The sequence below is a fragment of the Keratinibaculum paraultunense genome (genome assembly GCF_016767175.1).
Classification (GTDB): Bacteria; Bacillota; Clostridia; order Tissierellales; family Tepidimicrobiaceae; genus Keratinibaculum; species Keratinibaculum paraultunense.
Window position 1 is genome coordinate 1,114,819 of sequence record NZ_CP068564.1, and the last position, 12,811, is coordinate 1,127,629.

At 28.2% G+C, this 12,811-nt stretch carries 14 protein-coding genes; all 14 read right to left on the bottom strand.

Going from position 1 to position 12,811, the window contains the following annotated elements; translation table 11 throughout:
* The 14 genes from ylqF to plsX all read right to left on the bottom strand — a co-directional run bounded on the left by ylqF (position 1) and on the right by plsX (position 12,794).
* On the bottom strand, positions 1-855 hold the full coding sequence (ylqF, locus tag JL105_RS05515) for a ribosome biogenesis GTPase YlqF (protein ID WP_132027195.1): 855 nt from the start codon (positions 853-855) through the stop codon (positions 1-3).
* A gap of 51 nt (positions 856-906) precedes the next feature.
* Positions 907-1,254 carry a 50S ribosomal protein L19 gene (rplS, locus tag JL105_RS05520; protein ID WP_132027193.1) on the bottom strand — a complete coding sequence of 116 codons (348 nt, stop codon included), beginning with the start codon at positions 1,252-1,254 and terminating at the stop codon, positions 907-909.
* 102 nt (positions 1,255-1,356) lie between these two features.
* Entirely contained in the window at positions 1,357-2,094 is a 738-nt protein-coding gene (trmD, locus tag JL105_RS05525; RefSeq protein WP_132027191.1) for a tRNA (guanosine(37)-N1)-methyltransferase TrmD, read from the bottom strand.
* Positions 2,091-2,594 (bottom strand): ribosome maturation factor RimM, encoded by a 504-nt coding sequence (rimM, locus tag JL105_RS05530; RefSeq protein WP_132027189.1) that lies wholly within the window; start codon positions 2,592-2,594, stop codon positions 2,091-2,093. The genes trmD and rimM overlap by 4 nt, the downstream gene beginning before the upstream one ends.
* Before the next feature lie 51 nt (positions 2,595-2,645).
* Positions 2,646-2,876: a KH domain-containing protein gene (locus JL105_RS05535; RefSeq protein WP_132027187.1), complete on the bottom strand. Its 231-nt coding sequence runs from the start codon at positions 2,874-2,876 to the stop codon at positions 2,646-2,648.
* Positions 2,877-2,910: 34 nt separating this feature from the next.
* Complete coding sequence (gene rpsP / locus JL105_RS05540; RefSeq protein WP_132027185.1) at positions 2,911-3,168, bottom strand: 30S ribosomal protein S16; 258 nt, start codon at positions 3,166-3,168, stop codon at positions 2,911-2,913.
* 33 nt (positions 3,169-3,201) lie between these two features.
* The gene (gene ffh / locus JL105_RS05545) at positions 3,202-4,545 is read right to left on the bottom strand and encodes a signal recognition particle protein (protein ID WP_132027183.1); all 1,344 of its coding nucleotides are present in this window, start codon (positions 4,543-4,545) and stop codon (positions 3,202-3,204) included.
* The gene (ylxM, locus tag JL105_RS05550; RefSeq protein WP_132027181.1) at positions 4,545-4,928 is read right to left on the bottom strand and encodes a YlxM family DNA-binding protein; all 384 of its coding nucleotides are present in this window, start codon (positions 4,926-4,928) and stop codon (positions 4,545-4,547) included. Before ylxM ends, ffh begins: the two co-directional genes overlap by 1 nt.
* Positions 4,929-5,029: 101 nt before the next feature.
* Positions 5,030-6,070, bottom strand: coding sequence for a signal recognition particle-docking protein FtsY (gene ftsY / locus JL105_RS05555; protein WP_132027179.1), 1,041 nt, complete (start codon positions 6,068-6,070; stop codon positions 5,030-5,032).
* Between the two features lie 10 nt (positions 6,071-6,080).
* Positions 6,081-9,659 carry a chromosome segregation protein SMC gene (gene smc, locus JL105_RS05560; RefSeq protein ID WP_158279995.1) on the bottom strand — a complete coding sequence of 1,193 codons (3,579 nt, stop codon included), beginning with the start codon at positions 9,657-9,659 and terminating at the stop codon, positions 6,081-6,083.
* Positions 9,660-9,676: 17 nt separating this feature from the next.
* On the bottom strand, positions 9,677-10,768 hold the full coding sequence (locus JL105_RS05565) for an elongator complex protein 3 (RefSeq protein WP_132027175.1): 1,092 nt from the start codon (positions 10,766-10,768) through the stop codon (positions 9,677-9,679).
* Complete coding sequence (gene rnc / locus JL105_RS05570) at positions 10,758-11,483, bottom strand: ribonuclease III (RefSeq protein ID WP_132027173.1); 726 nt, start codon at positions 11,481-11,483, stop codon at positions 10,758-10,760. The genes JL105_RS05565 and rnc overlap by 11 nt, the downstream gene beginning before the upstream one ends.
* A gap of 59 nt (positions 11,484-11,542) precedes the next feature.
* On the bottom strand, positions 11,543-11,773 hold the full coding sequence (gene acpP, locus JL105_RS05575; RefSeq protein WP_132027171.1) for an acyl carrier protein: 231 nt from the start codon (positions 11,771-11,773) through the stop codon (positions 11,543-11,545).
* 25 nt (positions 11,774-11,798) lie between these two features.
* The gene (gene plsX, locus JL105_RS05580) at positions 11,799-12,794 is read right to left on the bottom strand and encodes a phosphate acyltransferase PlsX (protein ID WP_132027169.1); all 996 of its coding nucleotides are present in this window, start codon (positions 12,792-12,794) and stop codon (positions 11,799-11,801) included.
* Between the last annotated feature and the right edge of the window lie 17 nt (positions 12,795-12,811).

Consider the following 12,811-nt stretch of genomic DNA (forward strand, 5'->3'; position numbering starts at 1 on the left):
TCACCTCAAATTCTTTGGTAATTCTAATGTTATTCTTCCTATAAAACCTTCTCTAAATTCATCAATTATAATATGAGAGACTTTTTCAAAATCTATTTTTCCACCTTTAATAATACATCCTCGTTTTTTACCTATTTCCATCATTATATCATAAGGTGTTTTGTCTTTAGTTATTATATTATAACGATTTTCTATATAGCTATTGGATATCTCATTTAGTCTTTCTATAAGTTCCATAGATAAAGTTATAGTATCCAATAATTCATCCTTTATAGCACCGGTAAAAGCTAAATTTAATCCTACATGTTTATCTTCAAATCTAGGCCACAGTATTCCAGGAGTATCCAATAATTCTAAACCGCCTTTAATTTTAATCCATTGATTTGCTTTGGTTACTCCAGGTTTATTTCCTACCTTAGCACCTTTCCTATTTGAAAGACTATTGATTAAAGTGGATTTGCCTACATTTGGTATACCAAGTATCATAACCCTTATAGGCTTGTTTTTAATTCCCTTCTTTTTTAATGCTATTCTCTTATCCTCTGTAAGTTTATAGGATAATTTAACTATATTATCTATACCCTTTTTATTTAAACTATCTACACTTACTGCTTTAATTCCCTTTGACTTAAAATATTCTTCCCACAACAAATTTGCTTTTTTATCAGCTAAATCCGATTTGTTTAAAATAATAAGTCTTGGTTTATTACCTATGATAGTATTTATATCAGGATTTTGACTACTATAAGGTATTCTTGCATCTATTACTTCATACACTAAATCAACTAGAGAAAGATTTTTTTTAATAGAATTTCTAGTTTTTTTCATATGTCCAGGATACCAATTTATATTCATGGTAATCACCTACTTTTCAAAATAAAATTGGGACTATATAGTCCCAATAAATTAATACATCGTTTTTTCTCTCACTTTAGCAGCTTTACCTTGCCTTTTTCTTAAATAATAAAGTTTTGCTCTTCTTGCTTTACCTTTCCTAGTTACCACAATTTTATCAATTCTTGGAGAATGTAAAGGAAAAGTTCTTTCAACACCAACACCGTAAGATAATCTTCTTACAGTAAAAGTTTCTTTAATTCCTCCACCTTGTCTTTTTATAACTGTGCCTTCAAATATTTGTATTCTTTCACGACTTCCCTCTTTGACCTTATAATGAACTTGAACAGTATCACCTACATTAAAATCAGGCAAATCATTTCTCAATTGTTCATTTTCCAACACCTTAATTATATCCACTGTTCAAACCTCCCTTCTCCCTAGACGTTCTTACCTTATGGTAGCGGACCGTCAGTACTTTTACACGTTGTGTATTATAGCATATGAAAATATAAAACACAACTAATTTTTATCTTTTATTTTTTGTTTAATTTCTTCAAGTATTTTTATTTCTTCATCAGATAAGGAATGCTTTTCCAAAAGTTCAGGTCTTTTCATATAGGTTGATTCAATTGCTTTATATCGACGCCATTTTTTTATTTTTTTATGATTTCCAGACAGTAAAACCTCTGGTACAGATATATTGTTAAATATCCTAGGTCTAGTGTATTGAGGATGTTCAAGAAGTCCATTGTAATGGGACTCATTTACAATGGATTCTTCGTTTCCCAATACACCTGGTAATAACCTTACAACTGAATCTATAAGAACCATAGCAGGAATTTCCCCACCAGTTAATACATAATCCCCAATGGAAATTTCCATATCTACATAATGTTCAATAATTCTATTGTCTACTCCTTCATAATGACCACATAAAAGAATTAAGTGTTCCTTTTTAGCTAACATATTAGCCAGCTCTTGATTATAATTTTGTCCTTGAGGAGATAAATATATAACAGTAGAATTATCCTGCTTTACACTGAGTATGGCTTCATATATAGGTTCTGGTCTCATTACCATTCCTGGACCTCCCCCATATGGATAATCATCAACACGTTTATGTTTATCTTTTGAAAAATCTCTAATATTCACTTTATTAAAGATAAATAAGCCTTTTTCAATGGCTCTCCCTATAATACTCCACTCCTCAAAGCTATCAAATAACTCAGGAAAAAGAGTAAGTACATCAATTCTCATTCTATCATTCCTTCAATTGGATCTATTATTATGTTTTTATTATCAACATCTATGTGAATAATAAATTCTTTTATTGCTGGAATCAAATATTCCTTATCTAAATTATAATCTTTTACTACATATACATCATTACTTGCAGATTGAATAACATCTGAAATTAAACCAATTTTCTCTCCTTCATGATTATATACCACACAACCTATTACATCATATATAAAATATTTATCCTCAGGTAATTTTATTCTATCTTCCTCATCTACATAGATAAAATCATCTTTAAAAGATATTATCTCATTAATATTATCAATTCCTTTAAATTTAATTATAACTAACCCTTTGTGATATCTTACATTTTCTATTTCTAATTTTACTTTATTTTTTCCTAAATAAACTTTCTTGAGTTTATTAAATCTATATATATCATCTGTCAATGGATAAATTTTTACTTCTCCCTTAACTCCATGGGTATTTATTATTTTTCCTACCTGAGTAAACTCCATACTTTCACCCACCAAAATATAATATAAAGGGAATTAGATCGCTAATCCCCTCTATTGAATAATTTCCACTACAACTCTTTTATTTTCTTTAATAGCAGCTGCTTTTACTACTGTTCTAATAGCCTTTGCAATTCTACCTTGTTTTCCAATCACTTTGCCCATATCATCTTCTGCAACTTTCAATTCAATTATTACTGATTGTGTACCTTCAACCTCATTAACTTCTACTTCATCAGGATTATCTACAAGTGCTTTCGCTATCATCTCTACTAATTCACCCATTATTAGCACCTCCTAGAAATTATTCCTCAACTAATTATTCATTAAGTTTATCATATACACCACTTTCTCTAAATAATCTATCAACAGTATCTGTCGGTTTAGCACCATTATTTAACCATTTTATAGCTTTTTCATCATCTATTTTAACTGTTATAGGCTCAGTTAAAGGATTATAGTAACCTATCTCTTCAATAAATCTCCCGTTTCTTGGAGAACGAGAATCAGCAACTATTATTCTATAAAAAGGGTTCTTTTTTGCACCCATTCTTCTTAATCTAATTTTAACTGCCATGTTTTCACCTCCTTTATTGGGTATTAAAATTATCTATCTAGAAAATGGAAATCCAAATTTTCCTTTTTTATTCATGGTTTTTCCCATATCATTAAAACGTTTCATCATCTTTTTAGTCTCTTTAAACTGCTTTAAAAGTCTGTTTACATCTTGTACATTTGTTCCGCTTCCCATTGCTATCCTTTTCCTACGACTACTATCGATAATAGCAGGATTTTCCCTTTCTTCAATAGTCATAGACTGTATAATAGCTTGAATTTTTACTATTTCCCTTTCATCTACATTTAAATTTTTAATCATTTTAGAATTAACTCCAGGAATCATTGCTATTAATTCGTCTAAAGGGCCTAAATTTTTCATCTGATCTAACTGCTCTAAAAAATCATCAAGAGTAAATTGCTGTGAACGAATCTTTTTCTCCAATTCAAGTGCTTTTTTTTCATCTATCGAAGCTTGGGCTCTTTCTATTAAACTGAGAACATCGCCCATCCCTAATATTCTAGATGCCATTCTATCAGGATGAAAAGGTTCTAATTGATCAAGTTTTTCACCCATACCGATGAATTTAATGGGCTTACCAGTAACTGATCTAATTGATAATGCGGCTCCTCCTCTAGCATCCCCATCTAATTTAGTTAAAATGATTCCTGTAATCTCTAACATATCATTAAATGTTTCTGCTACATTAACTGCATCTTGACCTGTCATAGCATCAACTACTAATAATACTTCTTGGGGCTTAACTGAATCATATATGTTCTTAAGCTCTTTCATAAGTGTTTCATCTATATGAAGTCTACCAGCTGTATCTATTATAATAAAATCGTGGCTATTTTTTTTACCATATTCCACTGCTGCCTTAGCAATATCTACCGGATTATTCTTATTACCCATTGAAAATACAGGTACTTCAACACGCTCTCCTACAACTTCTAATTGTTTTATTGCTGCAGGTCTATATACATCACAAGCAACCAATAGGGGCTTTTTATTTTGTTTTTTAAGATTATATGCTAATTTTCCAGCTGTAGTAGTTTTACCTGCACCTTGCAAACCACACATAAGTATAACCGTTGGTGGTATTGGAGATGTATTTATTTTTTCTGCTTTTTCTCCCATTAAATTGGTTAATTCTTCATTTACTATTTTAATGACCTGTTGCCCAGGAGTTAAACTTTCCATTACCTCCGAACCAACTGCTCTAACCTTTACCTTATCTATGAAATCTTTAACCACTTTATAATTAACATCCGCCTCCAACAGAGCTAACTTTACCTCTCGCATGGCTAAATCCACATCTTTTTCCGAAAGTTTACCTTTACCTTTAAGTTTACTTAACGCATTTTGTAACTTTTCGGATAAGCTTTCAAATACCATTAATTAACAACCTCCTGGCTATCATCTATTAATCTCCTTATTATTTCTTTTAACTCCTTAGCCTTTTTTATTATTTTATCATTATCTATATTTTTAGATTCCTTTTCTATCTCATCTATTATTATAGCTATTTTACTTATTTCTTTCTTATTAAATTTAAACTTATTTACAAGACCTAATATAGCCTCATATTCATATAACTTATGCTCAGCTCGTTTAAGGGTATCATATACAGCTTGACGGCTTATACCCAATTCTTCTCCTATTTCTGCAAGAGATAGATCATGAATATAGTATAATTCAACAACTTCATATTGACTATCACTTAATAACTTTCCATAAAAATCAAATAATATGCCAATTTCTACTAATTTATCAACCATTTTATTTATCACCAAATTAAATATGCACTGTCAAGGTTTTTACTTGACAGTGTTATTCTATTATAATTCTTATATTTTGTCAATATTTAATTTAAATATTTTTACCCAAATATTGCTTCAACAAAATCATCTACGTTAAAAGGTTGTAAGTCTTCTATATTTTCTCCTACTCCCACAAGTTTCACTGGTAAATTTAATTCAGATTGTAAAGCAATTACAACTCCACCTTTCGCTGTTCCATCTAATTTAGTCAAAGCAATCCCTGTAATATCACAAACTTCATTAAATACTTTAGCCTGGGATATGGCATTTTGTCCAGTAGTAGCATCTAACACCAAAAGAACTTCTTTTTGAGCCTCAGGGTATTCTCTTTCTACTACACGAAATATTTTATTTAACTCATTCATCAAATTTTTTTTATTATGGAGTCTTCCAGCTGTATCACATATTAAAACATCTCCTTTTCTAGCTTTTGAAGCTTGAATTCCATCAAATATCACTGCAGCAGGATCAGCTCCTTCACTATGGGCAACAATATCTACTCCAGCTTTTTTACCCCATTCTTCAAGCTGTTCAATAGCAGCTGCTCTAAAAGTATCACCAGCAGCTATAATTATCTTTCTGCCTTGCATTTTTAAATTATAAGCTAACTTACCTATAGTAGTTGTTTTTCCAACTCCATTAACCCCTACTACCAATATAACTGCAGGTGAAGGATCAATTTTTAATTCATTCTCCCCTCCAGATTGAGTCATAATTCTTTTTATTTCATCTTTTAGTAAATATTTAATTTCTTCAGGATCTTTAATATTTTCTTCCCTAACTCTTTCTTTCAATTTATCAATTATTTCCATAGTAGTCTTAATTCCTACATCTGCTGTTACCAATATTTCCTCTAAGCCTTCAAATAACTCATCATCTATTTTGCTATAAGAATTTAATATACCATCTATTTTATCTGTCATTTCTTTTCTAGTTTTATCTAAACCTTGCTTTAACTTCTCGAAAAAACCCGTTTTATGCTTAGATTCATCAACTTTAATATCATCTTTCAATTCTTCATCTAATTCATCTTGTTTTTCCAACTTTACTTCATTATTTTTATCATCTTTTTTGTTTCTTTTAAATAAATTTTTGAACATTTTTTACCTCCTAACTAGCAATTTCATCTAAATCTTCTGTTAATTTAACAGAAACAACCTTACTAACACCTTCTTCTTCCATGGTCACTCCATATAATACATCTGCAATTTCCATAGTACTTTTTCTATGAGTTATTATTATAAATTGAGTATCCTTAGATAAACTTTTAAGATAATTTGTATATCTATTTATATTAGCTTCATCTAATGCTGCATCAATCTCATCTAATATGCAAAATGGAGTGGGCTTAGTTTGAAGTATTGCAAACAATAAGGCTACTGCAGTTAAAGATTTTTCACCTCCTGATAACAAAGATAAATTTTGCAATTTTTTCCCTGGAGGTTGTACTATTATGTCTATCCCAGAATTAAGTATATTATCTTCATCTTCTATAATTAAATCTGCCTTTCCTCCATTGAACAATACTTTGAAAATTTGATTAAAATTTTCCTTTATTTCATTAAAACTAGATAAAAATTGTTCTCTCATTTTTATATCCATATCTTCAATTACTTTTTTTAAATCAGCTTTAGCAATAATTAAATCATTCATTTGCTTTGTAATAAATTCCAGTCTTTCCTTTGTAATTTTATATTCTTCAATAGAATTTAAGTTTACAGTTCCAAGTTCTTTTATCTCTTTCTTTAATCTTTCTACCTTCAATAAAGCATATTCCATATCTTCTATCTCAATCCACATATCTAAAGCATCTTCATAGGAAAGTTCATAATCTTCTTTTAATCTTAATTTAACATTTTCTAATTGCATCATATATTTTGCTTTTTTTACTTCAAGTTTATTTCTAATTTTTTCTAATTGATCTAATTCATCATTTATATTCTTCAACTGCTTTTGTTGCACATAATAGCCTTCCATTTCTTTTGTTCTATCTTTTTGTAGTAACTTTAATTTGTTATTCTTGTCCTTTTCCATATCAGTTAAATTTTGCATATTTATTGTTACAGAATCTATAGTACTTTTTATATTTTCTATTTCATTTTTTATATTATTTAATTCTAATTTTTTATTCTGTCTTATTTCTTTTAAATCATTCAATTCTAATTGTATATTATGATATTTTTCCTCTTTATCAATTAGCTTATTTTCTAATAAATTAATCTGTATATTTAAATCTGTTAATTCCTTTGCTAGCTGTTCCTTGATATTCTTAATACACTCAAATTGCTTCATGAAATTTTTTACGTTATCTTTTATGCCTTCATTCTCACTCTCTAAACTGTTCAAATTAGCTTCGAAAATTTCTCTATCATACTTTATCCCTTTTAATTCCTGATTTAAACTATCCAGTTCTTTATTAAATTTTGAAATGGCATCATGATTTTTTTCAATTTGTGCATTTATATTGTTCTTTTCATTTTCTAATTTAATTACTTCAACATTAAAATCTTGTAATGTTTTTTCATAATAATTTAATTGTTGAATGTTTTTTTCTCGTTTCAACTGAATATCATTTTTTTGTTTTTCTAAATCTCGTTGAATTTCTGTTAAAATATTTATTTCTTTTCTAAGTTTTTCCAATATATAATTTCTATTTAACAATTTCCCACTAGACTTATTCATACTACCACCAGTCATAGAACCACCAGCGTTTATTATATCTCCTTCCAATGTAACAATTTTATATCTGTAATTAAATCTATTAGCTACTAAAGTTGCATCATCTAAATTATTTACAACTATACTTCTTCCTAATAAATAGTCAATTATATTTTTGTATTTAGTATCATATTCTACTAATTCAGACCCTAAACCTATTATATTTAACTTTTTTCTATCTTTAGCATTTATATTAATAGGATCTCCTTTTATAGTAGTAAGAGGTAAAAATGTTATTCGCCCTAAATTATTCTTTCTTAAATATTCTATAATAAACTTGGCATCCTCCTCATTAGCTGTAACTATGTTTTGTAAACTTCCACCTAGTGCAACATCTATAGCTTTCTCGTATTTTTCATCAACCTTAATTAAATCAGCTACTAAGCCTATTAACTTATCTTTTAGTTTTTTATCCTTTTTACAAGCAATCATTAAATTTTTTACACTTTTAAAATAACCTTCATAATCATTTTGCATATTTTTTAGTAGATTATAATTAGATATTTTACCTTGTAATTCAACTTTATTGTCATTTAATTTAGAAAATATATCATTTAACTGTTCACTATAATTTTCATCTTTTAATTTTAAATCTGTTAAAGTCCTGTTACAAGATAACACTTGTTTCTTTTTCTCAGCCTCTAATTCCTTTACTTTTTCTAATGATTGTACATCTTCTTCCATGTTTGTTTTTAAACATTTAATTTCTCTCTCCAATTGATTCATTCTTTTATATATGTTTTCTTCAAAACTTTCCAGATTATTTATTTTACTTTTAATATCTGTCATTTTATTATAAGAAGTAATTATCTTATCTTTTTCTTTATCTATTTTTTTCTCCTCTAATTTGATTTTATTATTTACATCCTTGAGTTCTATTTCTTTTTTCTCAAATTTAGCTTTTACTGTTTCAAGTGATTTTTTTTCATCAATTATTTCAATATTAATATTCTCATTTTCTTTTATTAATTCTTTTTCATGTATTTTTAAATCATCTATTTCCTCAGTTAATCTTTTTACATCTTTTATAAAAAACTTTTGTTTTTCTTCTAATATTTGTACACGATTTTTACATTCGTTCAATTTATTTAATAGTTCCATTTTCTCATTTTGTAATTTATCTATTTTAAAATCTATACTTTCTATGTTGGATTTCATCAAATTAAATTGTGACTCGATGTTTTCTCTTTCTTTTTTCTTTTCATTTATATCATTGATTAATGATGTTCTTTCCTTCTGAATTAGTTCTAATTCCTCACTAATTTTTTCAATATCCCTAATAAATATGTTAACCTCTAATTCTTTTAAGTTATTTGATAATTGTAAAAATATATTAGCTTTTTCTGATTGCTCTTTTAAATGTGCTGCCTGCCTTTCTAATTCAGCAATAATATCCTTTAATCTAATTAAATTATCCTGAGTTTTTTCTAATTTCTTTTTTGCTTCTTCTTTTTTAGATTTATATTTTACTATTCCAGCAGCTTCTTCAAATATAATTCTTCTATCTTCTGGTTTAGTGCTTAGTATTTCATCAACTTTCCCTTGTCCAATTATTGAATATCCATCTTTCCCAACACCCGTATCCATAAATAACTCTTTAATATCTTTTAATCTACAAGGATTTTTGTTCAAGTAATATTCTGATTCACCAGAACGAAATACTCTTCTAGTAATAGCTACTTCTTGATAATCAATTGGAATAAATTCATCTTTATTATCAAATATAATATTAACTTCAGCATATCCTAAAGGTTTTCTATTATCTGTACCTGAAAATATAACATCTTCCATCTTACTTCCTCTTAAAGTTTTTATGCTTTGTTCTCCAAGTGCCCATCTAATAGCATCTGCAATATTACTTTTGCCACTACCATTAGGCCCTACAATAGCTGTAATACCTTCTTTAAAGTCAACTTCAATTTTATCAGCAAAAGATTTAAAACCTCGTATTTCAACTTTTTTTAAATACAAATCAAACACCTCTTAACTCATATTATAGATTTATCTTTTAAGTATTTTTCTATGGCACTTTTTTTATTTATTGTATAATCAAAATTTCCTATGGTTAATATTATATCATCCAATGGAATATCTCTTTCATATATTTTTATATTTTTTAATTTATATTTGTCAATAAAATACCTTTTGTTGCTAGATTTTTGTCCTACTATATTAGATATGTTTTTTCTGTTGATTTCAATTTTTATTATATTATTTTTCGTTATTTCCTTATGATCATCTAAAAATTTATCTAATATGAGTCTATAAATACTGGATTCTACTAATTGTCTAAAAGAAGGATGAAAAGGACCTGCTATTACATCTTTTCCTAAAGTTATGTTCTCTGTTGGCTGCAATCCTACTCGAATAACATGAATATTATAAAATTCAAATAACATTAATAAATCTCTTGATATATTTACAGCTTCATCTAAAGACAATGGTTTATAACATTGTTCTTCATAAAGCTTTTCTAAATAAGTATCCTTAATTACTAGAGTAGGATATATTCTAACACAATAAGGCTCTAGTTTTATAAACTCTTTAGCAGTATATATGGATTTCTCCATACTATCTCCAATAAGTCCTATCATCATCTGCAATCCTAGGTTAAAACCATAATTTTTTATTAACTGTGAAGCTTCATATACTTGTTTACTATTATGCCCTCTGCCACTTTTCTTTAATACATCATCTGCCAAAGATTGAACTCCTAATTCTATAGTATCGACTTTATATTCTTTAAGCAAATTTAATATATTTTCATCAATATAATCAGGTCTTGTTGAAAGACGAATTCCGTGAATTTTATTTCTATTTTTATATTTTAGTGGTATAGATAATAATTCTCTTTGAATACTTTCATCAATACCTGTAAAACTACCACCATAAAAAGCTACCTCAATACGAATTTCATTTTTAGGAAAGGTAGATAAGTGCTCTTCTATTATTCTTTCTACATCTTCAGAAGTTACATTAGTAGATAGTCCAGTTATCCGTATCTGATTACAGAAAACACAATCATAAGGGCAACCTAAATGTGGAACAAATATAGGAATGATAAAATAGTTATTGCTCATTTTTTTCACCCATTCTAATTAATGCTTGTTTTGCTGCCATATGTTCAGCTTCTTTTTTATTCCTACCCATTCCACTTCCAATGATTTTGTTTTCCACAATCACATTCATATAAAATTTCTTTTTGTGATCTGGACCTACTTCCTTATCAACCACATATTCAATTTTTGATTTCCCTTTTCTTTGAAGTACTTCTTGAAGTTCTGTTTTATAATCTATAAAAAGATTACCTTTAGAAATTGCATATATTACTTCTTCTTCAAACATATCTATTAAATATCTACAAACACATTCTAAGCCTCCATCTAAAAAAATGGCACCTGCCAACGCTTCAAAGGTATCTGCCAATATAGAATCTCTATTTCTCCCCCCTGTAGCCTCCTCACCTTTTCCTAAAAGTATATATTTCCCAAGATTTATTTTTCTTGCAGCAAATGCAAGAGAAGATTCACATACTATAGAAGCTCTTTTCTTAGTCATCTCCCCTTCTGGCAATTCTTTAAATCTATCATATAAATATTCAGATACTACCAAACCAATCACAGCATCTCCTAAAAATTCTAATCTTTCATTGTTTACGTTATTTTTAATATTTTTTTCATTTGAATAAGAACTATGAGTTAATGCTATATTTAATAATCCCAAATCTTTAAAATAATAATTTATTCTTTTTTGAAGTTTATCTAAATCTTCCTTTCGTTTAGCCGATATTCTCACAATATTACCTCCAAATACATTAACATTAAATTATTAAGTCTAGACTTAATAATTTAATGTTAATTAATATGTTCTTCTATATACTTAACAGCATCTCCTACAGTATCTATATTTTCTAACTCATCATCTTCTACTTCTATGTCAAACTCTTCTTCAATTGATATTATAAACTCTACTAGATCTATAGAATCTGCTTTCAAGTCTTTTCTGAAAGATGTATCCATAGTAATATCATCTTCATCAATTTTAAACTGATTTGATATCATCGCTTTTATTTTTTCGTATACCATTTAAAGCACCTCCTATTAATTTATTTTACTTTTCTAATATATTTATTTCACTTTCTATAATTTTTATTACATCTTTATCTACAAAAGTTTTTGCTTGCTTAATTGCATTTTTTATTGCAATAGCATCTGAACTTCCATGAGCTTTAACTACTAATTGTTTTAATCCTAATAAAGGTGCACCTCCATATTCTCTGTAATCCAATCTGTTTTTTAAAGATTTAAATTGAGGTTTTAACATCATTGCTCCTATTTTAGATTTAAAAGACTTAGTAAATTCTTCTTCTAAAATAGAAAACATAGTAATAGCCATACCTTCAGTTAATTTTAATATAACATTACCAATAAATCCATCACATACTATAACATCCATTACTCCTTCTGGAATATCTCTTACTTCTGCGTTTCCACAAAAATTTATATTAGCATCTTTCAATAATTTATAGGATTCTCTAACTAAATTATTCCCTTTTACTTCTTCCACACCAATATTTGCCAATCCAACCTTTGGGGATTTTATTCCTAATACTTTTTCACTATAAATAGAGCCCATGATAGCAAATTGTTTTAAGTACTCGGGTTTGCAATCCACATTTGCTCCTATATCTAACATCAAAGAAAACCCTTTTCGGGTAGGATAAACTGTAGCTAAAGCTGCTCTTTCTATACCCTCTATCCTCTTTACAATAAATAATCCACCTGCTAATAATGCACCAGTATTACCTGTAGATACAAAAGCATCCCCATATCCTTCAGCTAATGCTTTTAATCCTACTACCATAGATGAATCCTTTTTTCGCCTAATGGCAAGTGCTGGATCATCCTCATTGGTAATCATATCTTTAGCATTTAATATATCAATACTATCTTTAGAAAAATTGTACCCAGATAACTCCTCTTTTATTTCATCTTCCTTTCCAACAATAGTTATATTTATATCTAATTCATTTACTGCTTCAACACACCCTTTTATAATTTCTCCTGGACCTTTGTCCCCTCCAATGCTATCCACAATAATCCTCATAACCATCCTCCTAAGTA

Coding starts and splice junctions, on each gene's coding strand:
- ftsY (WP_132027179.1), bottom strand. CDS start 6,070: ATGTTCAAAAATTTATTTAAAAGAAACAAAAAAGATGATAAAAATAAT.
- ylqF (WP_132027195.1), bottom strand. CDS start 855: ATGAATATAAATTGGTATCCTGGACATATGAAAAAAACTAGAAATTCT.
- JL105_RS05565 (WP_132027175.1), bottom strand. CDS start 10,768: ATGAGCAATAACTATTTTATCATTCCTATATTTGTTCCACATTTAGGT.
- ffh (WP_132027183.1), bottom strand. CDS start 4,545: ATGGTATTTGAAAGCTTATCCGAAAAGTTACAAAATGCGTTAAGTAAA.
- ylxM (WP_132027181.1), bottom strand. CDS start 4,928: ATGGTTGATAAATTAGTAGAAATTGGCATATTATTTGATTTTTATGGA.
- rpsP (WP_132027185.1), bottom strand. CDS start 3,168: ATGGCAGTTAAAATTAGATTAAGAAGAATGGGTGCAAAAAAGAACCCT.
- acpP (WP_132027171.1), bottom strand. CDS start 11,773: ATGGTATACGAAAAAATAAAAGCGATGATATCAAATCAGTTTAAAATT.
- rimM (WP_132027189.1), bottom strand. CDS start 2,594: ATGGAGTTTACTCAGGTAGGAAAAATAATAAATACCCATGGAGTTAAG.
- JL105_RS05535 (WP_132027187.1), bottom strand. CDS start 2,876: ATGGGTGAATTAGTAGAGATGATAGCGAAAGCACTTGTAGATAATCCT.
- plsX (WP_132027169.1), bottom strand. CDS start 12,794: ATGAGGATTATTGTGGATAGCATTGGAGGGGACAAAGGTCCAGGAGAA.
- trmD (WP_132027191.1), bottom strand. CDS start 2,094: ATGAGAATTGATGTACTTACTCTTTTTCCTGAGTTATTTGATAGCTTT.